General features: G+C 68.1%; 28 protein-coding genes and 3 tRNA genes. 15 read left to right on the top strand and 16 right to left on the bottom strand.

Translation table 11 applies throughout. The annotated features are described in order from the left end of the window. The first annotated feature begins 103 nt into the window (after window positions 1–103). Window positions 104–1,300: a cysteine desulfurase-like protein gene (locus A5681_RS00700; protein ID WP_067268662.1), complete on the top strand. Its 1,197-nt coding sequence runs from the start codon at window positions 104–106 to the stop codon at window positions 1,298–1,300. Between the two features lie 86 nt (window positions 1,301–1,386). Here the strand turns inward: A5681_RS00700 and A5681_RS00695 are convergent, their stop codons facing one another. After that, a complete protein-coding gene (locus tag A5681_RS00695; protein ID WP_067268659.1) occupies window positions 1,387–2,358 on the bottom strand; it encodes an NAD(P)H-quinone oxidoreductase in 972 nt (323 codons plus the stop codon). 37 nt (window positions 2,359–2,395) lie between these two features. On the opposite strand from A5681_RS00695, the gene A5681_RS00690 reads away from it, so the two are divergent. After that, window positions 2,396–2,482, top strand: a tRNA-Ser gene (locus tag A5681_RS00690). 18 nt (window positions 2,483–2,500) lie between these two features. On the opposite strand, the gene A5681_RS00685 is transcribed toward A5681_RS00690, so the two are convergent. The 4 genes from A5681_RS00685 to A5681_RS00670 all read right to left on the bottom strand — a co-directional run bounded on the left by A5681_RS00685 (window position 2,501) and on the right by A5681_RS00670 (window position 6,012). Further along, window positions 2,501–3,607, bottom strand: a complete 1,107-nt coding sequence (locus tag A5681_RS00685) for a hypothetical protein (protein WP_067268657.1) — start codon at window positions 3,605–3,607, stop codon at window positions 2,501–2,503. Window positions 3,608–3,643: 36 nt separating this feature from the next. Then, window positions 3,644–3,835 carry a hypothetical protein gene (locus A5681_RS00680; protein ID WP_055405523.1) on the bottom strand — a complete coding sequence of 64 codons (192 nt, stop codon included), beginning with the start codon at window positions 3,833–3,835 and terminating at the stop codon, window positions 3,644–3,646. Between the two features lie 29 nt (window positions 3,836–3,864). Beyond that, entirely contained in the window at window positions 3,865–5,100 is a 1,236-nt protein-coding gene (gene lipE, locus A5681_RS00675; RefSeq protein ID WP_067268654.1) for a lipase LipE, read from the bottom strand. Window positions 5,101–5,187: 87 nt separating this feature from the next. After that, window positions 5,188–6,012 carry a crotonase/enoyl-CoA hydratase family protein gene (locus A5681_RS00670; protein WP_067268651.1) on the bottom strand — a complete coding sequence of 275 codons (825 nt, stop codon included), beginning with the start codon at window positions 6,010–6,012 and terminating at the stop codon, window positions 5,188–5,190. Window positions 6,013–6,035: 23 nt separating this feature from the next. Between A5681_RS00670 and A5681_RS00665 the strand changes: the two genes are divergently transcribed. Continuing rightward, window positions 6,036–6,620, top strand: a complete 585-nt coding sequence (locus A5681_RS00665) for a TIGR03086 family metal-binding protein (RefSeq protein ID WP_197498469.1) — start codon at window positions 6,036–6,038, stop codon at window positions 6,618–6,620. Between the two features lie 77 nt (window positions 6,621–6,697). Here the strand turns inward: A5681_RS00665 and A5681_RS00660 are convergent, their stop codons facing one another. Next, window positions 6,698–7,159, bottom strand: coding sequence for a DUF4334 domain-containing protein (locus tag A5681_RS00660; protein WP_067268647.1), 462 nt, complete (start codon window positions 7,157–7,159; stop codon window positions 6,698–6,700). 11 nt (window positions 7,160–7,170) lie between these two features. Continuing rightward, window positions 7,171–8,238, bottom strand: a complete 1,068-nt coding sequence (locus A5681_RS00655) for a pyridoxal phosphate-dependent aminotransferase (RefSeq protein WP_067268644.1) — start codon at window positions 8,236–8,238, stop codon at window positions 7,171–7,173. An 84-nt stretch (window positions 8,239–8,322) separates the two neighbouring features. Between A5681_RS00655 and A5681_RS00650 the strand changes: the two genes are divergently transcribed. The 3 genes from A5681_RS00650 (at window position 8,323) to A5681_RS00640 (ending at window position 9,214) form a co-directional block, all read left to right on the top strand. Beyond that, window positions 8,323–8,414, top strand: a tRNA-Ser gene (locus tag A5681_RS00650). 30 nt (window positions 8,415–8,444) lie between these two features. Beyond that, window positions 8,445–8,517 (top strand) — tRNA-Arg (locus A5681_RS00645). A gap of 46 nt (window positions 8,518–8,563) precedes the next feature. Then, the gene (locus A5681_RS00640) at window positions 8,564–9,214 is read left to right on the top strand and encodes a DUF1345 domain-containing protein (RefSeq protein WP_067268641.1); all 651 of its coding nucleotides are present in this window, start codon (window positions 8,564–8,566) and stop codon (window positions 9,212–9,214) included. Between the two features lie 13 nt (window positions 9,215–9,227). Here the strand turns inward: A5681_RS00640 and A5681_RS00635 are convergent, their stop codons facing one another. Beyond that, complete coding sequence (locus A5681_RS00635) at window positions 9,228–9,737, bottom strand: hypothetical protein (RefSeq protein WP_067268639.1); 510 nt, start codon at window positions 9,735–9,737, stop codon at window positions 9,228–9,230. A 19-nt stretch (window positions 9,738–9,756) separates the two neighbouring features. Then, entirely contained in the window at window positions 9,757–10,755 is a 999-nt protein-coding gene (locus tag A5681_RS00630; RefSeq protein ID WP_231996184.1) for a phosphotransferase family protein, read from the bottom strand. Window positions 10,756–10,962: 207 nt separating this feature from the next. Between A5681_RS00630 and A5681_RS00625 the strand changes: the two genes are divergently transcribed. From A5681_RS00625 to A5681_RS00605, 6 genes are all read left to right on the top strand, one after another. After that, window positions 10,963–11,904 carry a class I SAM-dependent methyltransferase gene (locus A5681_RS00625; protein ID WP_067268635.1) on the top strand — a complete coding sequence of 314 codons (942 nt, stop codon included), beginning with the start codon at window positions 10,963–10,965 and terminating at the stop codon, window positions 11,902–11,904. Between the two features lie 84 nt (window positions 11,905–11,988). After that, complete coding sequence (locus A5681_RS00620) at window positions 11,989–12,399, top strand: MmcQ/YjbR family DNA-binding protein (RefSeq protein WP_067268633.1); 411 nt, start codon at window positions 11,989–11,991, stop codon at window positions 12,397–12,399. Window positions 12,400–12,503: 104 nt separating this feature from the next. Further along, the gene (locus tag A5681_RS00615) at window positions 12,504–12,752 is read left to right on the top strand and encodes a hypothetical protein (protein ID WP_067268631.1); all 249 of its coding nucleotides are present in this window, start codon (window positions 12,504–12,506) and stop codon (window positions 12,750–12,752) included. Window positions 12,753–12,762: 10 nt separating this feature from the next. Then, window positions 12,763–12,918, top strand: a complete 156-nt coding sequence (locus A5681_RS27345; protein WP_197498468.1) for a DUF6131 family protein — start codon at window positions 12,763–12,765, stop codon at window positions 12,916–12,918. Window positions 12,919–13,070: 152 nt separating this feature from the next. Beyond that, complete coding sequence (locus A5681_RS00610; RefSeq protein WP_067268628.1) at window positions 13,071–13,775, top strand: response regulator transcription factor; 705 nt, start codon at window positions 13,071–13,073, stop codon at window positions 13,773–13,775. Continuing rightward, window positions 13,753–15,288 carry a sensor histidine kinase gene (locus tag A5681_RS00605; RefSeq protein ID WP_067268689.1) on the top strand — a complete coding sequence of 512 codons (1,536 nt, stop codon included), beginning with the start codon at window positions 13,753–13,755 and terminating at the stop codon, window positions 15,286–15,288. The genes A5681_RS00610 and A5681_RS00605 overlap by 23 nt, the downstream gene beginning before the upstream one ends. On the opposite strand, the gene A5681_RS00600 is transcribed toward A5681_RS00605, so the two are convergent. Continuing rightward, a complete protein-coding gene (locus A5681_RS00600) occupies window positions 15,281–15,757 on the bottom strand; it encodes a lipoprotein LpqH (protein ID WP_067268626.1) in 477 nt (158 codons plus the stop codon). The genes A5681_RS00605 and A5681_RS00600 overlap by 8 nt on opposite strands. Before the next feature lie 141 nt (window positions 15,758–15,898). Between A5681_RS00600 and A5681_RS00595 the strand changes: the two genes are divergently transcribed. Beyond that, on the top strand, window positions 15,899–17,800 hold the full coding sequence (locus A5681_RS00595) for an alkyl/aryl-sulfatase (protein WP_067268624.1): 1,902 nt from the start codon (window positions 15,899–15,901) through the stop codon (window positions 17,798–17,800). 4 nt (window positions 17,801–17,804) lie between these two features. On the opposite strand, the gene A5681_RS00590 is transcribed toward A5681_RS00595, so the two are convergent. The 6 genes from A5681_RS00590 to A5681_RS00565 all read right to left on the bottom strand — a co-directional run bounded on the left by A5681_RS00590 (window position 17,805) and on the right by A5681_RS00565 (window position 23,324). Then, window positions 17,805–18,770 carry an NADPH:quinone oxidoreductase family protein gene (locus A5681_RS00590; protein WP_067268622.1) on the bottom strand — a complete coding sequence of 322 codons (966 nt, stop codon included), beginning with the start codon at window positions 18,768–18,770 and terminating at the stop codon, window positions 17,805–17,807. Then, window positions 18,770–19,378 (bottom strand): TetR/AcrR family transcriptional regulator, encoded by a 609-nt coding sequence (locus tag A5681_RS00585; RefSeq protein ID WP_067268620.1) that lies wholly within the window; start codon window positions 19,376–19,378, stop codon window positions 18,770–18,772. The genes A5681_RS00590 and A5681_RS00585 overlap by 1 nt, the downstream gene beginning before the upstream one ends. Beyond that, window positions 19,375–20,682: an acyl-CoA dehydrogenase family protein gene (locus A5681_RS00580; protein ID WP_067268617.1), complete on the bottom strand. Its 1,308-nt coding sequence runs from the start codon at window positions 20,680–20,682 to the stop codon at window positions 19,375–19,377. Before A5681_RS00580 ends, A5681_RS00585 begins: the two co-directional genes overlap by 4 nt. Window positions 20,683–20,793: 111 nt before the next feature. After that, window positions 20,794–21,558, bottom strand: a complete 765-nt coding sequence (locus A5681_RS00575; protein WP_067268616.1) for an SDR family NAD(P)-dependent oxidoreductase — start codon at window positions 21,556–21,558, stop codon at window positions 20,794–20,796. A 1-nt stretch (window position 21,559) separates the two neighbouring features. Then, a complete protein-coding gene (locus A5681_RS00570; protein WP_067268614.1) occupies window positions 21,560–22,606 on the bottom strand; it encodes a phosphotransferase family protein in 1,047 nt (348 codons plus the stop codon). A 61-nt stretch (window positions 22,607–22,667) separates the two neighbouring features. Next, window positions 22,668–23,324: a class I SAM-dependent methyltransferase gene (locus tag A5681_RS00565; RefSeq protein ID WP_067268612.1), complete on the bottom strand. Its 657-nt coding sequence runs from the start codon at window positions 23,322–23,324 to the stop codon at window positions 22,668–22,670. A gap of 103 nt (window positions 23,325–23,427) precedes the next feature. On the opposite strand from A5681_RS00565, the gene A5681_RS00560 reads away from it, so the two are divergent. Together A5681_RS00560 and A5681_RS00555 are read left to right on the top strand one after the other, a co-directional pair. Further along, complete coding sequence (locus A5681_RS00560; RefSeq protein WP_067268609.1) at window positions 23,428–24,036, top strand: histidine phosphatase family protein; 609 nt, start codon at window positions 23,428–23,430, stop codon at window positions 24,034–24,036. A gap of 9 nt (window positions 24,037–24,045) precedes the next feature. Then, window positions 24,046–25,092: a phosphotransferase family protein gene (locus A5681_RS00555; protein ID WP_067268608.1), complete on the top strand. Its 1,047-nt coding sequence runs from the start codon at window positions 24,046–24,048 to the stop codon at window positions 25,090–25,092. The last annotated feature ends 88 nt before the right edge of the window (window positions 25,093–25,180 follow it).

Here is a 25,180-nt window from a genome sequence, read left to right as displayed (position 1 = left end):
GGCCGGGTGTCCTGCCTCGGGAAGCCACCGGTTGGCCGGAACGTCTGCAGCACCCGCTACGGTCACAGTTTCGCGGAAATGCGCAAGCTCTAAGGTGGCTGGCATGGCTTACGACGTCGCCCGGGTGCGCGGACTGCATCCGTCGCTGGGTGACGGGTGGGTGCACTTCGACGCGCCGACCGGCATGCTCATTCCCGATTCCGTCGCGACCACCGTTTCGACGGCCTTCCGGCGATCCAGCGCCACCACCGTGGGCGCGCACCCGTCCGCGCAGCGCAGCGCCGCCATCTTGGAGGCGGCGCGGGCGGCGGTGGCCGACCTGTTCAACGTGGACCCGGCGGGGGTGGTTCTCGGGGCCGACCGCGCGATCCTGCTCTCGGCGCTGGCCGAGGCGTCGTCGTCGCGGGCCGGGCTGGGCTACGAGGTGATCGTCAGCCGCCTGGACGACGAAGCGAACATCGCCCCGTGGCTGCGCGCGGCGCACCGCTATGGCGCCAAGGTGAAGTGGGCCGAGATCGACATCGAGACCGGCGAGCTGCCGACCTGGCAGTGGGAGGGCCTGATCGGGAAGTCGACCCGGCTGGTGGCGGTCGCCTCCGCGTCCGCCGCGCTGGGCACGGTCACCGACCTGCGGGCGATGACCAAGCTGGTGCACGACGTCGGCGGGCTGGTGGTGGTCGACCATTCCGCCGCGGCGCCGTACCGGTTGCTCGACGTGAAGGAGACCGACGCCGACGTGGTCGCGGTGAATGCCCTGGCGTGGGGCGGCCCGCCGATCGGCGCGGTGGTGTTCCGCGACCCGGCGCTGCTCAGTTCGTTCGGCTCCATCTCCACCGACCCCAAGGCCACCGGCGCGGCGCGGCTCGAGATCGGCGCGCACCAGTTCGGGCTGTTGGCCGGGGTGGTCGCCAGCATCGAGTATCTGGCGGCGCTCGACGAGTCCGCCCGCGGCAGCCGGCGCGAGCGCCTGTCGGTGTCGATGCAGTCGGCCGGCCTGTACATGAACCGGATCTTCGATTACCTGATGGTGGCGTTGCGTTCGCTGCCGCTGGTCATGGTGATCGGCCGCCCGGAGGTGCGGATACCCGTGGTCAGCTTCGCGCTGAACGGCGTGCCCGCTGAGCGGGTGGTGCAGCGGTTGGCGGACAACGGGATTCTGGCCGTCACGTGTGAGAACTCCCGCGCGCTCGACGTGTTGGGCGTCAACGACGTCGGCGGCGCCGTCACCATCGGGCTGGCGCATTACTCGACGACGGCCGAGGTCGACCAGTTGGTGCGCGCCCTGGCTTCCCTGGGCTGACCTACTGGCCCAGGATCTGCGAGCGTAATCCCACGGCGAAAATCTCGGGCGAAAATCGCAGCCCGCTTACGCTCGCGGAGTTTTCGTCAGACCGTCAGCACGATTTTCCCGGTCACCTTGCCAGCGGTCAGCAATCGATGGGCCTCACCGGCCTGCTGGATGGGCAGGCGGGCGCCGATGATGGGACGCACGCGGCCCTCGGCGATCATCGGCCACACCGACCCGATCACCGCCTGCACGATCTCGGTCTTGCTGTTGGGTCCGGTGACGGGCCGGGCGCGCAGCGTGGTGCCGATGACCCGGGCGCGTTTCATCAAGAGCTTGCCGATATTGAGCTCGCCCTTGATGCCGCCCTGCATGCCGATGATGACCAGCTGGCCGTCGGTGGCCAGGGCGTCGATATTGCGGTCCAGATAGGCGGCGCCCATGATGTCGAGGATCACGTCGGCGCCGCCCGCTTCTTGGCGCAGCCGCTCGACGAAGTCCTCGTCGCGATAGTTGATCGTGATTTCGGCGCCCAGCTCGCGGCAGAATTCCAGTTTCTCGGCCGAGCCGGCCGTGACGGCCACTCGTGCGCCCAGCGCCCGCGCGACCTGAATCGCGTGGCTCCCGATGCCGCTCGCCCCGCCGTGCACCAGCAGCAGCTGCCCCTTGCCCAAGTGGGCGGTCAGCACCAGGTTGGACCACACCGTGCAAGCGACTTCCGGCAGTCCCGCGGCATCCACCAGGTCGACCCCATCCGGAATCGGCATCACCTGACCGGCGGGAACGGCGACGTATTCGGCGTACCCGCCGCCGGCCAGCAGCGCGCAAACCTGTTGCCCCGCCGACCAATCCGCCACCCCGTCGCCGGTGTCGGCGACGACGGCGGACACCTCCATGCCGATGATCTCGCTCGCGCCCGGTGGCGGCGGGTACTTGCCCGCGGCCTGCAGAACGTCGGCCCGGTTCACGCCCGCGGCGGCGACCTTGATCAGCACCTCACCGGGGCCGGCCGACACGTCGGGTACCTCTTGCCAGGACAGTTGATCGGGGGATTCGGCGACGATCGCGCGCATGACCGCGACGTTACTAGCCACCGTTACCCTTATCAGCGGTGGCGTGGCAGAGCGGCCTAATGCACTCGCCTTGAAAGCGAGAGACGGCTAACACCGTCCGGGGGTTCAAATCCCTCCGCCACCGCAGATGTCAGCCGGCGGCCTAATGCAGCGTCGGCGCGTAGCGCAGCAGCGCACCGACACCATCCGCCGGGGCGATCCGCTCGTCGGTGCGCACCAGCGCCGCGCCGACGGAAATCGCGAACATCGGCAACGCCTCGTCGGCTCGCAGCGTCTTGTCCGGGGCCGCGCCCTGTTCCGACAGCACGTTCTCGTTGGGGGCCACCGTCGTCAGATCGGCATCGGCGACCACGGTGGCCTCGCCGATGTCACCGATGATCAACGTGTCCACCGCGCCCTGACGCAGGGCCGAGCACACCGCGTCCAGCCCCTCGGCGGCCAGCCCGGATTGCCGGCCCACCTCGGCGGTGAAACGCTCGGCGGCGGCGTCGATGACGCTCAGATGCCGGCGCAGGCAGCCGGCCACGATCGCGCGCTGCAACTCGTCGGCGTCGTATCCGCTGTGGCGCGCCCCGATGTTCAGCTGGTCCACCAGTTGGCTTATCCGCTCCGGCAGTTCGGCGAGGAGGTCCGAGCGGGAGCGGACCTCACCGACGACGAAGACGACGTCAATGTCGGCCGCGTCGACGAGCTCTGCGATCCGGTCGGCGACGGCGCGTATGTTCTTGCGCGCGGCTTCGTCGCTGCGCTGTTGCGGGTCGCCATAGCCGGCCGTTTCGGCGCCCGCGGCGTGGTGGACGGGGTACCCGCCACCGTCGACCGTCTCGGAGCGCCGGCCGCCACCGACCCGGCTGGTGATGTCCGCGCCCGTATGGTCGACCTCCACCACCAGGTAGTTGGGCCGGTGAAAGCCGTGCTCGACAATTGGGACGATGTAAGGCAATTCGGATACCCGCACGACCGGCTGCGCCGGCGGCCGCAACAGGTGTTCGTTCAGCAGCACGCCGTCGGCGCCGGCCACGACGGCGCGGCCGCTGCGCCCGATCGGCGGATGGGGGTCCATCACCGCGCGGCCGATATCCTCGATGATCTCGTCGGCGGCCCCCTGCGTTTCGAGGTCTTCCTTCAACGCCCGCCACTTGAGCTCGAGCTGAGCCTCGGCGTCGTGGGTGTCATGCGAGTCATCGAAGTAGATCGACGCGAACGGCCCTGAGGCGTCGAGCAACTTGCGGAAGCGGTCAGAGTCCATGCCTTTTTGGGTGCCCCGCCGATCGGGGCGCAAACACTAGTAGCTGCGGTCGCCTTCGCTGTCGTCGAAGAAGCGCCACTCGCCGTCGGCCTCGACTTCCATCCGCCAGCCCAGCTCGTTGCCCTCGACCGCCTCGTCGGCGAACCACGCGTGCGCTTTGTCGGCGCTCTCGATGTCCTTGGTCGCGACGACGTCGCCCTTCGGGTTGAGCACTCGGTAGGTAGCCATGCGGGCAGTGTTCCCACCCGGGGGCGGGCTCAATCGGTGGGGATCTCGGCGGTGATCGTGTCCATCAGGGCGGTGTAGCGCTTGGCTTCCGGGTCGCGGCCGGGTTTGCCGCTGCTGACGACGCCGGCCGCCAGGCCACGCGCGGGGTCGGCCCAGATCGCGATGTTGACCAGCCCGAGATTGCCGAAAGCGTTGGGGGCATTGCGCCCGAACGGCCCCCAGCGGTCGGTTCCGAGGATGAAGCCGGTGCCCCACCGGGCGGGTTGCAGCCCCACCGCGAAATCCGGTCGCAGTCGGCGGCATTGCTTGATCGCGCCGTACATGGTCTCCGGGCTCACCACCCGGACCCCGTCGAGATTGCCTCCGCGGCGCCAGATTTCGGCGAACCGGGACATCTCGTGCGCGGTCGAGACCGTGTTGGACGACGGGACGATGGTGGTGAGAAACAACGGCGTGTTGGTGATCGGGATCATCTCGTGCACGGTTCCGCCGATCGCCTTGCGGAAGATTTGAGCGACGACCGGCGGCAACGGACGCCCGGTCGCGTGGCTCGGCGCGACCAACGGCAGGTCTTCCTTGGCGACACCGAAGTTGGTCCAGCGAAAGCCGAGCGGGTCGAGAATCTCCGTGGCGAGGATCTCGCGAATCTCCTTGCCGGTGGCCGCATAAACGAGCTCGCGCACCAGCGGGCCCCAGGTCAGCGCGTGATAGATGTGCACCAGCCCCGGCCGGTAAAGCGGGCGCAGCTCGCTCAGCTTCTGCTGCGCGTACTCGTGGTCATCCGCGCGTTTGACGTCCGGCTTGGCGCCGGTCGGGAAGGGCAGTCCCGCGCTGTGCGTCATGACGTGCCGGATGGTGATGCGGTGCTTGCCGTGACTGGTGAACGTGGGGATGTAGTCGCACACCCGGTCGTCGAGTGAGAAGACACCGCGCTCGACGAGCATGTGAATCACGGTCGCCGCCATGCCCTTGGCCGCCGAGTACACGCAGAACGGCGTGCCGGTTGTGACGGGGATCTTCTCGGCGTCGGGCGGGTCGCTCGGCGCGTTGCCCCAGCCGTGGCCGATCGCGCGGTTGAGCACGACGCGCCCGTGCCGGCGGATGCAGAGCTGGATGGCGGGGTGGAAGCCGCCCTGGTACCAATGCCGTGCAGCCGCCCAGATGCGCTCGACGGCGGCGCTGTCGATTTCGGAGTGGTCTTCGTCGCCAATCGCCGTCACGGCGTCCAAGTCAGCCGGGAGGCGGATCCTGCCGTCTGGTGTCACTGGCGCCGCTCCTCTCCCTCGCAAGCGGGAGGTGCCCCCACTGCATCGTCGCCGCGTGTCGTCGTCACGTCAGCGAGGGTACGTGCCTCACTCGCCCGTGAACTGCGGCGGCCGTTTCTCGAACGTCGCCGCGATGCCCTCGGTCAGGTCCTTCGACGGCAGGAAGGCGGCGTTCCAGGCCGCGACGTAGCGCAGGCTCTCCGAGACGGCGGCGGTGCGCTGCTGGTCGAGAACGTCCTTGACGCCGTGGACGGTCAGCGGCGGGTTGGCGGCGATCTCGGCCGCGGTGGCGTGCGCGGCGGCCAGGGTGGCCTCGGCGTCGTCGTACACGTCGTTGACCAGGCCGATCTTCTCGGCCCGGGCCGCGTCGATGTCCTTGCCGGTCAGTGCGAGTTCGCGCAGGTGCCCGTCGCTGAGGATGTATGGGAGGCGGGCCAGGCTGCCGACGTCGGCGACGATCGCCAGCTTGACCTCGCGCACCGAGAACTTGGCGTCGGCGCTCGCGTAGCGGATGTCGACCGCCGAGATCAGGTCGACCCCGCCGCCGATGCACCAGCCGTGCACCGAGGCGATGGTCGGGGTGCGGCAATCCGCGACTGCGGTGATCGCGCCCTGCATGCGCTTGACCTCGCGATGGAATACCGCTCGCGGGCCGGCCAGGGCGTCCCCGGACAGCAGCGGGGTGAACGAGCCGCCCATCGCGGGCACGTCCAGGCCGTAGCTGAAGTTCTTGCCCGAACCGGTCAGCACGATGGCCCGCACGTCGGGGTCGGCGTCCAGCTCGGCGAACAGCTCGGGCATCTCGGACCAGAACGCCGGGCCCATCGCGTTGCCCTTGCCCGGTCCGATCAGCGTCACCTGCGCGACGTTGTCTTTCGTCTCCACCGTGACGGATTCGTATGCTTGCGCCATATCGAGACCGTAGCGTGGCAAATATGGCTCCTGATTTGCGGCCCGGCCCCGATTCCCCGCCCACCGACGAACTGCACAGCGCCGAGGACACGCTCGCCGTGCTGCAGCGGGTGCTGCACACGATCGCGGCCGACGACTTGACCCGGCAGACGCCGTGCACGGAGTACGACGTCGCGCGGTTGACCGGTCATCTGCTCGGCTCGATCACGGCGCTGGGCGGCATGGTCGGCGCGCAGATTCCCGAGCGCGACGAAGGCGATTCGGTGGAGGGCCAGGTTATTACCGCGGCCCGGCCCGCGCTCGATGCGTGGCATCGGCACGGCCTGGACGGGTCGGTGCCGTTCGGCAAGGGCGAGATGCCCGCCAAGAGCGCGTGCGCCGTCCTGTCGATCGAATTCCTGGTCCACGCGTGGGATTACGCCGTCGCGGTGGGACACCGGATCAACGCGCCCGAACCGCTGTCCGAGTACGTGTTGGGGTTGGCCCGTGAGGTGATCAGCCCGGAGTTTCGCGGTGGCGCCGGGTTCGACGACCCGGTCGAGGTGCCCGAGGATGCGGGCGCGCTCGAGCAGTTGGTCGCGTTCACCGGCCGCAACCCGGCCCGCTAGCTCCTCGCTGCTCGACGCCGTCTGCGCACACGGGTTGCGCGTGTGCGGCCAGCCGCACGCTCGCGAAGGCCCAGCCGCTAGACCCGTTCGAGGTAGAAGTAGTAATACCGCCCGTTGTCGCGGACGCCCTTGCCGTTCATGATGCCCATCACGGCGTCGTCGTCGATCTTCTTGAAGTGGTCGTGCACGGGCTGGCCGTCGTAGACCATCGTCGCGGTGACCTCGCCGCGGAACTCTTCGAGCCACAGGCTGGCCTCGCCCTTGCCCATCTGGACGTTCGAGAACTTGTTGCCGTCTGCGTCGAGGCAGACCAGCGGCTGCACGTCGCGGGGCGACTTGAACGTCTTGCCGAACCAGCCGGCCTTCTCGAGCTGGCCGTTCATCCGGTGGCCGGTGCGGAACTCGCCGCCCTTCCACTCGCCGAGCATTCCCTCGATCGTCGCCGGCTCAAGGCTGGCCCAGAAGTCGTCGAGCTCGGTGTCGGGAATCTCGCCGCTGCGCTCCTTGAACTCGGTGAACAGCTTGCGCGCCAAGTCCAATGGACCACTCCTTACGGTTCGGTGCGAGAAATCCAGTCGCAGGCGAAGTGCAACAGGGCGTCATTCTCCTCCACCGCACCGATCGTGACGCGCACCCCCTCGCCCGCGAACGGTCGCACCACCAGGCGTGCGTTGGCGGCCTGGTCGGTGAAGTCCTCGGTACGGGAGCCCAGCGGCAGCCAGACGAAGTTGGCCTGCGACGGCGGCAGGGTGAACCCGGCCTCGCGCAGCGCGGCGCTGACGCGGGTGCGCTCGACAACCAGCGCATCGGTGCGGGCCGCCAGTTCGTCGGACGCCTCCAGCGACGCGATCGCGGCCGCCTGCCCGACGTTCGTCACGGCGAACGGCATGACGACCTTGTCCAGCGCGGTGATCAGGTCGGGGTGGCCGACCGCGTAACCGACGCGCAGGCCCGCCAACCCGTAGGCCTTCGAAAATGTCCGCAGCACAACGACATTGCTGCGGGACAGGGCCAGCTCCAGGCTGTTGGGCAGCATGCCGTCGCGGATGTATTCGACGTAGGCCTCGTCGATGGCGATCAGGATCTGCGGCGGCACAGCCTCGACGAAGCGGGCCAGGTCGTCGGGGTCGACGACCGTGGAGGTCGGGTTGTTCGGGTTGCACACGAAGATCAACCGGGTGCGGTCGGAGATCGCCGCGAGCATCGCGTCGAGGTCGTGCGTGTGATCGGTCAACGGCACCTTGACCGCGGTCGCGCCGGACACCTGAACGATCGGCAGGTAGCACTCGAAGCTGCGCCAGCCCATCATCACCTCGTCGCCGGCCGCGGCGGTGATCTGCACGAGCTGCTGGCACAGGGTTACCGAACCGCTGCCGACCGCGATGTGCTCGGGGGCGACGTCGGATCCCAGGTGCATGGCCAACGCCGCCTTGAGGTCGACGCTGGCGTTGTCCGGGTAGCGGTTGACGACGGCGACCGCGCGTTCGATCGCCGCGTGCACGCTGGGCAGCGGGCCGTGCACGGTCTCATTGCTGGCCAGTTTGATGGAGCCGGGCACGTTCTTGCCGGGCACATAGACTGGCAGGCCGGCCAGTTCGGGACGCAGGCGAGCGGTCACTTCGACAGTTTATGTCGCGGATGTGTACGCTATGGCCGGTTCCGCGAGACCGGGAAGGGGTCGGGTACCCTCAAACAGTCCAAGGGAGGCGTGCCAGAGCGGCCGAATGGGGCTCACTGCTAATGAGTTGTCCCCCTCAAAGGGGACCGGAGGTTCAAATCCTCTCGCCTCCGCCAAGGAACACGACGCAAGACAATTGAAGACTGGCGCCCGTAGCTCAACGGATAGAGCATCTGACTACGGATCAGAAGGTTAGGGGTTCGAATCCCTTCGGGCGCGCTCACCAAACATCGGTTCGGCTGCCTCATCTGCTTAAGTCGACGCTGTGACGTCTTATGTGCGCCTTTTCCGCGACACCGTCGCGGTGCGGCTTTTTGTCGCGCTGCTGGCCGGAACGGCGGTGGCCGTCGCGGTCGGTGACGTCGTCGGCTGGAGATTCGCGCTCGTCGGCTGGGTCGTCGCCGCAGCGGTGTACGTCGCATGGAGTTGGCTGATCATCGCCCCGATGGATGCGGAACGCACCGCCCGGCATGCCACCCGTGAGGACGCGACCCGGTTGCTCGCCGACGTGGTCGTCGTCTCGGCGAGCCTGGGCAGTCTCGGCGGCGTCGGGTACGTCGTCGCCGCGGGCGCACATTCGGGCCGGGAATCCCTCGCGGCAGCCGGCGTCGGCGTGCTGGCCGTGGCGGCGTCGTGGTTCGCCGTGCATACGCTTTTCACCGCGCACTACGCGCGCCAGTACTACTCGGACGAGGTCGGGGGCATCGATTTCCACGACCCCCACCCGCCGCGCTACGTCGACTTCGCCTACTTAGCGTTCACCGTCGGGATGACCTTTCAGGTTTCCGACACCGAGATCAACGCCTCTCGGCTGCGGGCGACCGTCTTGCGTCATGCCCTGCTGTCGTACCTTTTCGGGGCCGTAATCCTGGCGGTCACGATCAACCTGGTCGCCGGGTTGAGCGCGAAACTGTGACGCGGGGCGGTCGCTAGCGTCCGCCGAACGGACCCCCGAACGGCCCGCGCCGCGGCGGCACGGTCACGGTTTGGGTGACGGTGCTGGTCTCGGTGCTCGGTGAAACCGTGACGGTGCTCGGTGGCTCCGTCGTGGTGGGGGTCGGCGTGTCGGTGCTCGGCGGCGGTGCGGTCTCCGTGACCGTCTCGGTCGGCACGCCGCCACCGCCGCCGCCACCGCCGTGGTGCCGGGGCGGCTCCGTCGTGGTGGTCGTGACGGTGGTGGACGGAATCGTCGTGGTGGTCGTCGTGGGCGTCGTCGCGGGGCTGTGCGCGGGTGAACCGGCGACCAGTTTGACGACGGCGAACGCCACCAGCGCCAGCAGGATCACTCCGATCGCGCCGGCCGCCACCAGCGCCGCCGGCCGGCGGTACCAGGGGGTCGGCGGCTCGGGCTCGGGCGGCGGCTCGTCGTAATACCCGCCGTACCCTGCGGCCTGCGTGGGCTCGGAGTAGTAGTCGGGTTCCTCGGGATAAGGCGGCACGAAGGGAGATGTTAGTGGATCAGCGCTCGCCCTCGATGAGGCCCAGCGCGCGCTCGAACAGGTGGACCGTGGCCGCGTGCAACTGGTCGCCGACCTCCTTTTCGGCCTTGCCCGCGCAGGCCCGGGCGAGCGTTCCCTCGATGACGATGCCCAGCTTGAAGCAGGCCAGCACGGTGTACCAGGTGATATGCGACAGGTCGCGGGAGGTGTTGGCCGCGTAGCGGTCGAACAGTTCGCCGGTGCTGGCCAGCCCGTCCTGGCCGCCGAGGGCGTGGCTGAAGACGCTGGATCCGTCGGGCTGGCGCCAGGTGGCCAGTAGCCAGCCCAGGTCCAGCAGCGGGTCGCCGATCGTGCACATCTCCCAGTCGACGATCGCAACCACATCCGGACCGGTCCGGGAGAACATCACGTTGGCGGCGTGGTAGTCGCCGTGCATGATGCCGGGGGTCCAGGCGGTCGGCCGGTGGCATTCCAGCCAGCCCGCCACTTCGTCGATGCCGGGGATGTCCGGCCCGGGGTAGCCGTCGTACTCGCTGTAGGAGTCCAGCTCGGAAAGCCAGCGCGGCACTTGGCGTTCCAGGAAGCCCTCCGGCTTGCCGAAATCGGCCAGACCCACCGCGACGTGATCGACGGCGCCCAGCTTGGCCAGCGCGTCGGCCATCGAGAGGCCCATGCCGTGCCGCACGCCGGAATCGCCCGCGTGCAAGGGCGGCAGTCCCTCGCCGGCGTTGAACCCGTCGACCGGGTCCATCAGGTAGAAGACGGCATCACCCAGCACGCCGGTGTCCTCGCAGGCGGCGATCAGATGCGGATGCGGCACATCGGAACCGGCCAGGGCGGCAAGCACTTTCGTCTCCCGCAGGATCACGCTGTTGCTCCGCGGACGCAAGTGGCGCGGCCCGCGCCGCAGCACGTAAGGGCGGCCGGCGCGGCTGAACCGCAGCATGACGTTCTGGGTGCCGCCGGTGACGGGGGAGATGTCCTCCAACGGGCCCTCGCCGAGCCCCTGTTCGGACATCCACGCCGCGACGGCATCCAGGTTCACGGCGTCCACGCGCGGCCCTTACCGATGCGGGCGACCACTTCCGTCATGCCAGCGCTCCTCTGCAACCCTGTGGGGCGTCTGGGAAAAAGCCTAGGCGACCGTTTGGAAGCAGCTTGGGGCGGCGGAGGCTGGAACAATAGTGTGCGCAACTAACTGACTTGCCCTCGGAAGGGACTGGCGATGCCGCGTACCGACAACGATTCCTGGGACATCACCCAAAGCGTGGGAGCCACCGCGCTGGGCGTGGCCGCGGCGCGGGCCGCCGAGACCGAGAGCGCCGACCCGCTCATCAACGACCCGTTCGCCCGCGTTTTCGTGGACGCGGCGGGTGAAGGCATGTGGAGCATCTACGCCGACCCCAAGCTGTTGGCCAAAGCCGTTGAACTGGAGCCGGACGTCCGCTCGCGGATCCAGCTGATGATCGACTTCATGGCCACCCGGACAGCGTTTTTCGACGAGTTCTTCCTGGGCGCGGCCGACTCCGGCGTGCGGCAGGTGGTGATTCTGGCCGCCGGCCTGGACGCCCGCACCTGGCGGCTGCCCTGGCCTGACGGAACGGTCGTCTACGAGCTGGATCAGCCCAAGGTTCTGGAATTCAAATCGAACACGCTGCACGAGCACGGGGCGGAGCCTAAGGCGCGACTGGTCAACGTGCCGATAGATCTGCGGCAGGACTGGCCGAAGGCGCTGCAGGACGCGGGCTTTGACCCGTCGAAACCGGCCGCATGGTCGGCCGAGGGCCTGGTGCGGTACCTGCCGGCGCAGGCCCAGGACCTGTTGTTCGAGCGCATCGACGCGCAGAGCGCGGACGGGAGCTGGCTGGCGTCGAACGTGCCGGCGGCCGGATTCACCGATCCCGAGATCGTCCGGCGTCAGCGGGAGGATATGCAGCGCATGCGGGCCGCGGCCGCCAAGCTGGTCGACTCCGAGATCACCGACTTCGATGACCTCTGGTACCCGGAAGAGCGCACCGCGGTCGACGGGTGGCTGCGTGAGCACGGCTGGGAGGTCACCACCGCGACGTTCGCCGAGTTGATGGCCCGCTACGGCCGCAGCATTCCCCAGGACGCCGAGGCCACGATGCCGCCCACCCTCTACGTCTCCGCGCAGCGGCGCGGCTGACCGCGGAAGCGGCTCAACGACCGGTTGATCAGCGCTCTCGACCGCTGAATCGCCCACGCCCGCAAGGCCGCTACGCTCGCCGGTGTGGTTGATCGACCCGCACGAGTCAGTGACGTGCACGAGATCGCCGGATCGATGCCGCACGTCCAACGCCTGGAGGGGCCGAAGGGCAATGCCATCTATCAGGTAGGTGGCAAGTCGTTCGTGTTCTTCCGGACGCCGCAGCCCGACGCCACCGATCCGGACACCGGCGAGCGGTATTCCGACGTGATCATGCTCTGGGTGGAGTCGGAGAGCGACAAGCTGGCGCTGACCCAGGATCCCGATTCGCCGTTCTTCACCACAAACCACTTCGACGGGCATCCATCGGTGCTGGTGCGGGCCGCCCGATTGCCGGAAATCGGCAGAACGGAACTGACCGAACTGATCCAGGACGCGTGGCTTTCCCGGGCGTCGAAGAGGCGGGCATCGGCGTGGCTCGCCGGCCGCCGTTAGTGCGCTGGGCTCCGCTGGCGCACCGCCGAATTCACCCGTGGCGCAATGTTTAGACACAAGTCGAATGGGTAACTATCGTCCACGAGAAATTTTTCTCGACCACATTGGAGGTCACCATGCGTGGCAGCGGAATCATCGGCACGATTGCCCTGGTATGGCTGCTCATCGGGGTATTTGCGGCATGGCAACGCGATTACTTCAAGGGTGACTCGACCAGTTGTGTCACGGCGGGAAACATCGCGTTGACCGTCATCGCGGGGCCTTTGAATTACGGGGGCGTCAACCCGAAAGTCAAGGACTGCCATGTTCCGCAGCCCAGTTCAATGCCTAGTGTCCTAGTGCCCCTTACCTAAAGGAGTCGTCATGATTGTCCTCGGCGTAATCCTGCTTATTCTCGGCTTTGTATTCAGCATCCCGTTGCTGTGGGAGATCGGCGTCGTCGTGCTCGTCATCGGCGCCGTGTTGTGGGTCATGGGCTCGATTGGCCGCCCGGTCGCCGGCCGGCGCTACTGGTATTAACCACTTCGCCGGGAAAACGGGATCGCGCGACTGCTGAGCAGTCGCGCGATCCCGTTCACAGGGCACACAAAGCTAGGCCATAGCGGCGGCTCAGCGCGGTGCGCATACTGGAACGTGTGACCCAGCCCCGATCCTCCGTCGAGCGGGTCGTCATGTGTCGAGCCGATGGCAATCCGATCAATGTGTTGGTCGTGGACGACGAGTCCGTTCTGGCCGAGATGGTGTCGATGGCGCTGCGGTACGAGGGCTGGAACATCGCGACCGCCAGCGACGGGGCTTCGGCCATTGCCGCCGCCCGCGCCCAGCGTCCGGACGTGGTCGTCCTCGATGTGATGCTTCCCGACATGAGCGGGCTGGACGTCCTGCACAAACTGCGCGAGGAAAACCCCCAGCTGCCGGTGCTGCTGTTGACGGCCAAGGATGCCGTCGAGGATCGCATCGCCGGGTTGACCGCCGGCGGCGACGACTATGTGACCAAACCGTTCAGCATCGAAGAGGTGGTGCTGCGCCTGCGGGCGCTGCTGCGCCGCACCGGGGTGACGACGCTGGACAGCGGCGCGCAACTGGTGGTCGGCGATCTGGTCCTGGACGAGGACAGTCACGAGGTCACCCGCGGCGGCGAGCCGATCTCGTTGACCTCCACCGAGTTCGAGTTGCTGCGCTTCATGATGCGCAACTCCAAGCGGGTGTTGAGCAAGGCCCAGATCCTCGACCGGGTGTGGAGCTATGACTTCGGCGGCCGGTCCAACATCGTGGAGCTCTACATCTCTTATCTGCGCAAGAAGATCGACAGCGGTCGCGACCCCATGATCCACACGCTGCGTGGCGCGGGTTATGTCCTCAAGCCGGCGCGCTAGCAGCGGGTCGCGACCGTCGGCCAGCACGCAGAGGGCCTGGTCGCTGCGGCTGCGGCTGCTGGTCGGGCAGATCGTCGTGTTGGCCATCGTGTGCGTCGGCATCACCGCAGTGACCGAGCTGGCGCTCAATCATCACCTGGTGAAGCAACTCGACGGCCAACTCGCGGGCACGTCGTTCCGCTCGGCGCTGATGTACCCCGAGCCCAACCACCCGCGGCGCGAGCACTCGTATTATCCCCGGCCCGGGCCGGGCCCGCGGTTCCTCGACGCCCCCGGCCAGCCGGCGGGCATGGTGGCCGCGGTGATCAATCACGGAAAGACGGTGGACGCCGGCTACCTCACCAGCAGTGGCACCCGGGCCGCGCTGACCCCGGCCGCGCAAGCGCAGCTCGAGCGAATCGCCGACAGCCGCGCGCCGGTCACCCTCGACCTGGACGGGCTCGGCCGGTATCGGGTGGTGGCCGCCCCGAGCCGCAATGGGGGCGACACCATCGTCACCGGCCTGTCGATGGCCAACGTCGACGCCACCCTGATCCGGATGCTGGTCATTTTCGCGATCGTCACCGCGGTCGCGCTGGCCGCAGCGACGATCGCCGGGGTCATCATCATCCGGCGGGCACTGGCTCCGCTGCGCCGCGTCGCGCAGACGGCCAGCAGGGTGGCCGACCTACCGCTGGATCGCGGTGAGGTCGAACTGCCGCTCCGGGTGCGCGAATCCGACGCGAACCCCTCCACCGAGGTGGGCCAGCTCGGATCGGCTCTCAACAGGATGCTCGATCACATCGCGGCCGCGCTGTCGGCCCGGCAGGCCAGCGAGACCCGTGTCCGCCAGTTCGTCGCCGACGCGAGCCACGAACTGCGCACGCCGCTTGCCGCGATCCGCGGCTACACCGAACTCACCCAGCGCATGGGGGACGACCGGGAAGCGGTGGCGCACGCGATGAGCCGGGTGGCCTCCGAGACCGAACGGATGACGCGCCTGGTGGAGGACCTGCTGCTGCTGGCCCGGCTGGACTCCGGCCGGCCGCTGGAACGCGAACCGGTAGATCTGTCGCGGGTCGCGGTCGACGCCGTCAACGACGCGCACGTCGCCGGGCCGGACCATCAGTGGGAACTCGACTTGCCGGAAGAACCCGTGATCATCACCGGCGATGCGGCCCGCCTGCACCAGGTGCTGGCCAACCTGCTCGCCAACGCCCGCCTGCACACCGCCGCGGGCACGGTCGTGACCACGCGGTTGAGCACCGAGAAGGCACACACCGTCCTGCAGGTCATCGACAACGGCCCCGGGATCCCGGCGCCGCTTCAATCCGAGGTCTTCGAGCGCTTCGCCCGCGGCGACACCTCGCGGTCCCGCAAGGGCGGTAGCACCGGGCTGGGGCTGGCGATCGCGTCCGCCGTGGTCAAGGCGCACAACGGGACGATCACCGTGGACAGCTCACCCGGCCATACCGAGTTCACGGTGCGGTTGCCACTAAACGGGTGGCAACCGCCCGCATCCTCGGCTAGCTAGAGCAGTTGACGTCGATTTCGAATGGCTTGTTCACCGGCTGCATCGGGTTGGCCATGTCGACGCCGGTGGCCGTGCCGGTGATCTTGTAGCTGTTGCCGTTCTTCTCGGCCGAGGCGTTACCCTGGCCGGTCCCGGAGGTATAGCCGAGCGTCACGCCGTTGACGTTGCCCAGTCCAACGGACTTCACCTGGGGCGGGCTGGCGTCGGTGAGCACGGCGGCGATCCCGGTCGCGGCACCACCGATGGCGATGTTGACGTTGCCGCCGGCGGTCGTGCACACCACCGAGCCGCTCACGTTCTGGTCCTTGCCGTCGATGATGACCTTGGTTCCGGTGGCAGCACCCGCCGAGGTGTTCACCGCGGAGCTCGTGCCCGAACCGCCTGAACTCGACTTATTGCTGGAACAGCCGGAAATGCCGGCGGCCAGAATTGCTGCTCCAGCCACCGCGACCATCAGTCCACGCTTCACGTGTTCTCCTTTGCCCGAAAGTTGCGACCCTCGGCATTGAGGGCCGTGTGGGCAGTATGAGGGTTAACTGGACCGAAGATCTAGAGTTCAAGGTAATTGTTTCTGTGTTCGTTAGTCAGTTGACAAGAACCCTGGAACGGAATGGCATGTCAATGGCAATGTATTGGCGTGCAGCGCAAACCCCCCACCGAAGTCATCGAGGCGGCGCACCGCGCACACGCGCTGCCATTCGATGACGACACGGACTTTCACGACGCCGATCGCGGATTCATCGCCGCCTTGTCCCCATGCGTCATCAAGGCGGCCGACGGGCGCGTGGTCTGGGACAACGACGCCTACTCCTTCCTCGGCGGCCCCGCGCCGGCCTCGGTGCATCCCAGCCTGTGGCGGCAGTCGACGCTGGCCGCCAAACAGGGCCTCTACGAGGTGGTTTCGGGGATTTACCAGGTCCGCGGCCTCGACCTGTCCAACGTCACGTTCGTCGAGACCGACACCGGGATCATCGTCATCGATCCGCTGGTGTCCACCGAGGTCGCGGGGGCCGCGTTGGGGCTGTATCGCACCCACCGCGGGGGTGACCGGCCCGTCGTCGCGGTGATCTACACCCATAGCCATGTCGATCACTTCGGCGGCGTGCTCGGCGTCACCTCGCAGGCGGACGTCGACGCCGGCGCCGTGGCCGTCTTGGCGCCGGACGGCTTCGTCGAGCATGCGGTCCAGGAGAACGTGTACGCCGGCCCGGCCATGACGCGGCGCGCGACGTACATGTACGGCAGCATGCTGCCCCGCGGCCCGCGTGACCAGGTGGGCTGCGGCCTGGGCCAGGCCACGTCGACCGGCGAGGTGGCGATCATCGTGCCGACCATCGACATCCGCGTGACCGGCGAGAAGCACACCATCGACGGGGTCGAGATCGAGTTCCAGATGGCGCCCGGCACCGAGGCGCCCGCCGAAATGCATTTCTACTTCCCGCGGTTTCGCGCGTTGTGCATGGCTGAGAACGCCACCCATAATCTGCACAACCTGCTGACGCTGCGTGGGGCGCTGGTGCGGGACCCGCGCGCGTGGTCCGGCTACCTCACGGAGGCGATCGACACCTTCGCCGACCGCGCCGACGTGGTGTTCGCCTCCCACCACTGGCCGACCTGGGGGCGGGAGAGCATCGTCGAGTTCCTGTCGCTGCAGCGCGACCTGTACGCCTATCTGCACGACCAGACGCTGCGGCTGCTCAACCAGGGCTACACCGGAATTGAGATCGCGGAGATGTTCCGGATGCCACCGGCGCTCGAGCGTGCGTGGCACACTCACGGGTACTACGGGTCGGTCAGCCACAACGTGAAGGCCGTCTATCAGCGCTACATGGGCTGGTTCGACGGCAACCCGGCGCGGTTATGGCCGCATCCCCCGGAGGCCATCGCGCCGCGCTACGTCGAGGCGATGGGCGGGATCGACAGCGTTGTCGGCCTGGCCCAAAAGGCCTTTGATACGGGCGATTTCCGTTGGGCGGCAACGCTACTGGATCATGCGATCTTCACCGACAGTGCACACCAGGGCGCCCGCACGCTGTACGCGGAGACGCTCGAGCAGCTGGCCTATGGGGCCGAGAACGCGACGTGGCGCAACTTCTTCCTCAGCGGCGCAACGGAATTGCGGGCCGGCAACTTCGGCACCGCCGCGCAGGTCGGCTCGCCCACCATGCTCTCGCAGCTGACGCCCGAGCAAATCTTCGACAGCCTCGCCATCCGGGTCGACGGCCCGCGCAGCTGGGATCTCGATCTCGCCATCGACGTGGCCTTCGCCGATCTCGCCACCAATTACCGTCTCACCCTGCGCAACGGGGTACTCGTCCACCGCAAGGTGGCGGCCGAGCCGGCGACGGCATCGGTCACGGTCCAGCTGGACAGCAAGTTTCGCCTCCTATCCGCGGCGATGGGTGACTTCTCCTCGCCCGGGTTGCAGATATCCGGCAATCAGGCCGCGCTGCAGGCCCTCCTCGGTGTGCTGGATCAACCCGACCCGAGCTTCGACATCGTCACGCCGTGACCTGTCAGATGTCGATGACGACCTTGCCCAACACCTTTCGGTCGGCCACGTGCCGCAACGCCGCCGCCGTTTCGGCCAGCGGGAACCGTGCCCCGATGTAGGGCCGGATCGCGCCGGCGGCGAACATCTCCGACAGCTCACGTAAGTCCCGGGCACATTCGTCGGGGTGGTCGGTCGCGAAGGTCCGGATCTCCATGCCGCGCACGCAGATGTCCTTGAGCAGAACGAGGTTGAGCGGTATCGCCGGGATCGTTCCCGCCGCGTAGCCCAGCGTGACGAAGGTGCCGCCGCGCGCCAAGCCGCGCAGCGCGGGCTCCGCATACGATCCGCCGACGGGATCAAGTACCACCCTGGCGCTGTCACCGGTCAACTCGCGGATCCGCGATTTCAGGTCCTCCCGGTCGTAGTCGACGGTCGCCTCGGCGCCGCGTTGCCGGCACAACTCGAGCTTCTCGGGGCTGGACGCCGCGGCCAGCACTTGCGCCTTCATGGCGACGGCCAGGTCGACCGCGGCCAGCCCGACGCCGCCCGCCGCGCCCAGCACGACGACCCAATCTCCTTCTGTCACTGCGGCCGTCGAGCGCAGCGCGTGGTATGCGGTGCGGTAGGTGACTCCGAAGGCGGCGGCCGACGCGAAGTCGACGTCGTCGGGCACCGGCACCGCCTGGTCCGCGTCCAGCAGCGCCTGCTCGGCGAACGCCCCAAACGTGGTGCCGGACACCCGCTGCCCCGGATCGAACCGAACGCCCTCACCGGCACCGATCACCTCGCCGGCGACCTCGTTGCCCGGTATGAACGGCGGCGGAATCTTGACCTGGTACTTGCCGGCGATGAACAGCACGTCGGGAAAGTTGACCGCCGCGGCGTGCACCCGCACCAGCAGCTGCCCGGGGCCCGGCACGGGCTCGTCAACGTCCTCGAGAACCAGATCTTCGGGACTGCCGTAAGAACGACAGACGACGGCGCGCATCAAACCCCCAGACCGCGTAGACAGAACTCGACCAGGTGTGCGATGTCCGCCGGCTCAGGCCGGTCGGCGGACCCCACGTAGCGGCGCATCATCGCTGCGGTGCAGCTGAATACGGCCTCGACATCGCGCTCGACATCCGAGCTGCCCAGCGCCGCAACGGGTGCGACCAGAAGAGTCCGCAGCGGCCGCATCATCTCGTGGTCCGCCGCACGCCAATTCGCACCGGCCGACATCTGGCCGGCGGCCGCACGGGTCATGCTGATCAGGTGCGGGTCGGCCACCTGCGCGAGCGTGCCTTCGATCCAGCGGGCGACCTGGTCGCGGGGCGCACTCTCCTTCGCCATCTGGTGCTCGAGGTAGGACGCGACGATGGCGACCCCGCGCTCCATGACGGCCAGGATGAGGTCGTCCTTGCCGGCGAAATAGCGGTAGAACGCCTTGTTCGACGAGCCGGCCTCGGTGACGATGTCGCTCACCCGCGGCGGTTCGGGCGCGACCCGTTCCATCACGCGAACCGCGGCGGCCAGGATCCGCTCCACCTCTTCGGTCGCCTCCCGCTGGCGCTCGTCGAGCGCGCGTTCGACGGCCGCCGTCACCCTGCTGCTCATGGCGAATCGGGCAGCGCCGGCACCCGGTCGATCAGGTCGCCGTACTTGGTGCGCGCTGCCTCCCGGCGGATGTCGAGCAGCTCGCTCGGCCATTCGGCGTCCTCGGCCTCGTATCCCTTGAGCAGCAGCCGGGCCAGGTTGACCTTGTGGGCTTCGGTCGGTCCGTCGGCAAGGCCCAGTGCCACGCCGCCGAGCAACACGTTGACCAGCGGCAGTTGATCGGTGGTGCCGAGTGCGCCGTGCACCTGGATCGCGCGCAGCCCAATCGATTTGAGCACCTGCGAGGCCAGGATCTTGCAGGCGCCGATCTCGGCGCGGGCCGCGTGCTCCCCGGCGGTGTCGATGAGCCATGCCGCGTGCAACACCGCCAGCCGAAACGGCATCAGCTCGGTGTAGGAGTCGGCGATGAACGCCTGCACCAATTGCTTGTCGGCCAGTGAACTACCCTGGGTGAAACGGCTTTTCGCGCGCCGCGCCATCATCTCCACCGCGCGCTGGGCCACCCCGATCGAGCGCATCGCGTGATGCAGCCGCCCGCCGGCCAGCCGGGTCTGCAGGATCATGAAGCCCTGGCCGGGTTCGCCCAACATCGCATCCGCCGGCACCCGGACGCCCTCGTAGTGGACCAGCGAGTGCCCGGGCTCGTGCGGTAGCGCGCCGACCAGGTGATGGGTGGCTTCGATGGTCAGGCCGTCGGTATCGGCGGGCACCAGGAACGTCGAGGCGCCGCGATGGACGGGCACGTCCGGGTCGGTGATCGCGACGACGATGAAGAAGGAGGCGACGGAGGCGTTGGAGGAGAAGTACTTTCGCCCGGTGATCACCCAGTCGTCGCCGTCGCGGAAGGCGCGCGTCCGGAAGACGCGCGGATCGGCGCCGCCCTGCGGCTCCGTCATCGAAAAACACGAGAAGATCTCCCCGGACAGCAGCCCAGCCAGGTAGCGGTCTTTCTGCTCCTGGGTCCCGAAGCGGGCGATGATCTCGGCGTTGCCGGTGTCGGGCGCCTGCGTGCCGAACACGATCGGCGCCCACGGGCTGCGGCCCAGAATCTCGTTGATCAAGGTCAGCTTCACCGCGCCGAAGCCCTGACCGCCCAGCTCGGGCCCCAGATGTGGTGCCCACAAGCCGCGCTCGCGGACCTGCTGCTTGAGCGGATCGACGATGCGGCGACGCTCGTCGTTGAGCGGCAGGAATTCGCAACCCGGGAACAGCACCTCGAGGGGTTCCACCTCCTGGTGCACGAAGTCGCGGACCCAGTCGATTTTCTCCTGGAAGTCCGGTTCGGTGGAGAAGTCCCAAGACATTCAAATCTCCTATCTTCTTAACGGCGGCGACCCACCGCGCCCGGCTCCGCCGCGCTTGTGATCGCCGCGTTCATCGGCGGCGACCCGTCACCCGGCCGGCGACCCGCCCCGTCAGGGAATTCCACCGTCGGCACGCAGAATCGAACCGGTGGTGAAACTCGAGGCGTCCGACGCGAGAAATAATGCGCCGCCGACGATTTCGGCCGGGTCGCCGGCGCGCTGCAACGCCAGGTGCCCGAACGGCTTGCCGGGGGCCGCGTCGAGGTTCCACGCCTTGCTCACGTCGGTCAGAAACGGTCCGGCCATCAGGGTGTTGACCCGAACAGACGGCCCGAACGCCTTCGCGAGCGCCTCGGTCATGGCGTTGAGCCCGGCCTTGGCGGCGGCGTAGGGAATGATGTCGGGCGTCGGACGCAACGAGCCGGCCGTGCTCACGTTGATGATCGATCCGCGGCCGGCCGCCACCATCCGCTCCCCGACCAAGGCCGACAACCGGAACGGGCCCTTGAGGTTCAGGTTGACCACCGCGTCGAACAGTTTCTCCGTAACGTCGGTCAGCTTGTCGTACAGCGGTGACATGCCGGCGTTGTTGATCAGCGTGTCGACCTTGCCGAACCGGTCGTAGGTCGCCTCGACCAATCCGTCGAGCTGATCCCAACGACCGACGTGCACCTGATGTGGCAGGGCGGAGCGCCCGGTTTCGGCCTCGATCTCCTTGGCGGTGGCCACGCAGTTGTCCATGTTGCGGCTGGCAATCACCACATCGGCTCCGCAGCGGGCCGCCGCGAAGGCCATCTCGCGGCCCAGCCCGCGGCTGCCACCGGTGACCAGCACCACCCGATCGGTGAGGTCGAAAAGCCGGTCGGCATAACCCATTTCAGCGACCTCCGGAAGGCAGTGACCGTGCGAGTTCGGCAGCGGTGGCGATCAGCTGTGGGATCATCGCTCCGAAGGCGTCCTGGATCTTGGAATCGACCTTTCCGGTACGCACCCCCGCAGCGTAGGTCTTTTCCAGCACGATGCCGAGTTTCCAGTTGGCCAGTACCAGGTAGTAGTCGATGTTTTCGGTGGACAGCCCGCTGACCGCCTCGTAGTGCGCCAGCAGTTCGCTGCGCGTGGGCATGCCGGCCATGTCCAGGTAGAACCCATCGGACCGGGGTTCTTCGCCGTCGTAGCCCAGCAGGCACCAAGCCAGATCGAGCAGCGGATCACCGACCGTGGTCATCTCCCAGTCCACGATCGCGGCCAGTCGCGCCGGTTCCCCGTGCGCGAACATCACGTTGGCGAACTGGTAGTCGCCGTGCATGATTCCCGGCCGGTACCGCACCGGCCGGTTGTTCCGCAGCCAGTCAGCGGCCTCGTCGAGCCCGGGAAGGTCGCGCACCTTATAGGCGTCTAAGAAGGTCAGCCAGCGATCGACCTGCCGCTCGTGAAAACCGTCCGGTCGGCCGAAGCCGTCGAGACCCTGGGCCCGCCAGTCCACCCGACCCAGCTTGGCGGCGCCCTCGACGAGTTGGAAGGCAAGCCCGCGCCGGGCCGTCAGGTCGGTGTCGAACGGCGGTTGCCACCCGCCGTCCATCGGGCTCCATCCGTCGATGGCCTGCATGACGTAGAACGGCATGCCCAGCACGGAGCCGGTGTCATCGGCGGCGATCAGCGCCGCATGCGGCACGTCGGTCCCCGACAGCGCTCGCACCAAGCGGATCTCGCGCAGCAACCCGTCGATACGCGCGGCGTCGGCGCGGGCGCCGGGCATCCGCAACACCATCCGCTCGCCGCCGCGGTCGAGCAGGTACAGCGTGTTCTGGGAACCGCCCTTCAGTTCCTCGACGCCCGGCTTTTCGCCGTTTCCCGGCGCGCCGTTCGCATCGAGCCAGCGCGCGAGCACGCTTGCATCCAGTCCGGACTGATTCACCGTCGTCATCCGCACACCCCAATCTCTGTGCGGAGAATAGCATTCTCCGGGGTGGGCGCCGGCGTAATGCTCAGTCCGGCTTGTGCGCGCTCACCAGGAATCCGGGGGCCAGGAAGTGGCCTTCGTCGTCGTGATCCAGGTGCGCCAGCGGGAATTCGGAAGACGCGTTGCCGTAGACGTGCGCCGGGCGCATGTCGTCGACCCGCCAGAGCGTCGAGACGGCCTCGCGCAACTCCTCCTCGGCGAACCCGCGCGGCGGGCCCCCGTGATCGGCATCGCCCAGGGCCCCGGCGGCGAAGGCCAGGATGTACAGCGCGGCTCCCGGGGCGGCCGCCCGGAGGATCGACTGCAGGTAGTCCTGGCGCTTCTCCGGCGGCAGCGCGTGAAGCAGGCCGCTGTCCAGGATGGTGGAGAAGCGGCCGTCATAGCCGCGGAAATTCGTGACATCGGCCTGCGCGAAGGTCGCGGTGGTCAGACCGCGTTCCGCTGCCGCCACCGACGCGGCCTCGATCGCGGTTGCGCTGCTGTCCAGGCCGACGACGGTGTAGCCGCGCTCGGCCAGGGCCAGCGACAGGGCGGCGTGGCCGCACCCGGCGTCCAGCACGTCGCTGCGAATCACGCCTTCGTCGATCAGCGCCGCCAGCTCGGGCTGCGGCCGGCCGATGCTCCACGGCGGTGGTGCTTCCTGCCGGTACGCGGCGTCCCAATCCATGCTCGGCTCGGTCATTCGTCCTCCTCGAGATCGGCCTTTCCCGAGGTCCATTTTGCGGGGGCGAGTCCGCATGCTTTGAATGAACACGTCGCGCGCAACCACAGACAGGAACAAACACATGCAATTGCTTCTGGTCCGGCACGCGCTGCCGCTGCGCAGCGAACACGGCGAGGGCTCCGACCCGAACCTGTCGGACCAGGGATTGGCACAGACCGAGCGACTGCCGCAGGCGCTGGACAGGTTTCCCATTTCCCGGGTGGTGAGCAGCCCGCAGCGGCGTGCCATCCAAACCGCCGAGCCGGTCGCGGCGGCGCGCGAGCTGACCGTCGAAATCGACGACAGATTCGCCGAATACGACCGCGACCTACCGCTGTACATCCCGGTCGAGCAGATCCGCGAGGAGATGCCCGAAGAGTGGGCGCGCCTGGCGCAGGGGCATCTGCCCAGCGCGGTCGACGAGGACGCGTTCCTCGCCCGGGTGCGCGCGGCCGTCGACGACCTCGTCGCCTCCGTCGATCCGGAGGCCACCGTCGCGGTGTTCAGCCACGGCGGGGTGATCAACGTGCTGCTGCACCAGATCCTGGGCACATCCCGGCTGTTGTCGTTCCCCGTCGACTACGCCTCGGTCACCCGGTTGCTGTTCTCGCGCTCCGGTCAGGCGACGGTCGCGGGGGTCAACGGCGTCGAGCACGTGTGGGACCTGCTGCCGCGAAATCAGAGGTGGTAAACAAGTCCGGTGACTTCAGCTGACCAACTCGAGGGGCTCGACCTGGCCTCGCTGGACGCCTACCTGCGTTCGCTGGGCATCGGACGCGACGGCGAGTTGCGCGCGGATTTCATCTCCGGTGGCCGCTCCAATCTGACGTTCCGCGTCTACGACGACGCGACCAGCTGGCTGGTGCGGCGCCCGCCGCTGCACGGGCTGACCCCGTCGGCGCATGACATGGCCCGCGAGTACCGGGTCGTCGCCGCGCTGCGCGACACACCGGTTCCGGTGGCGCGCGCGATCGCGCTCTGCGAGGACGAGTCGGTGCTGGGGGCGCCGTTCCAGATCGTCGAATTCGTCGCCGGCCAGGTGGTCCGCCGCCGCGCCCAGCTCGAAGCGTTCAGCCACACCGTCATCGAGGGCTGCGTCGACTCGCTGATCCGGGTCCTCGTCGACCTCCACTCCGTCGACCCGGCAGCCGTGGGCCTGGCCGACTTCGGCAAGCCCGACGGTTACCTGGAGCGCCAGGTGCGACGCTGGGGTTCACAGTGGGCACTGGTGCGGCTGCCCGACGACCGCCGCGACGCCGACGTCGAGCGGCTGCACTCCGGCCTACGGGAAGCCATCCCGCAGCAGAGCCGGACGTCGATCGTGCACGGCGATTACCGGATCGACAACACGATCCTGGACGCCGACGATCCGACGAAGGTGCGCGCCGTCGTCGACTGGGAGCTGTCCACCCTCGGGGACCCGCTGTCGGACGCGGCCCTGATGTGCGTGTACCGCGACCCCGCGCTCGACCTGATCGTCAACGCGCAGGCCGCCTGGACGTCGCCGCTGCTGCCGACGGCCGACGAGCTGGCCGACCGCTATTCGCTGGTCGCCGGTCTGCCGCTGGCGCATTGGGAGTTCTACATGGCCCTGGCCTATTTCAAGCTCGCAATCATCGCCGCCGGGATCGACTTCCGCAGGCGGATGTCGGATCAGGCTCGCGGGGTGGACACCGACCACATGCCGGAGGTCGTCGCACCGCTGATTTCGCGCGGGCTGGCGGAGCTGGCCAAGCTGCCGGGCTGACTGTGCGGCCGCAGGCTCGAATGTGAGCGGACGCCGCGACACCGTCCGATTTCCCGCCCGGGGCGCACCGCGAAAGCGCAGGGCGCAC

The organism is Mycobacterium scrofulaceum, from assembly GCF_001667885.1.
Taxonomy (GTDB): Bacteria; Actinomycetota; Actinomycetes; order Mycobacteriales; family Mycobacteriaceae; genus Mycobacterium; species Mycobacterium scrofulaceum_C.
This window is presented reverse-complemented; position numbering and strand designations above follow the sequence as displayed.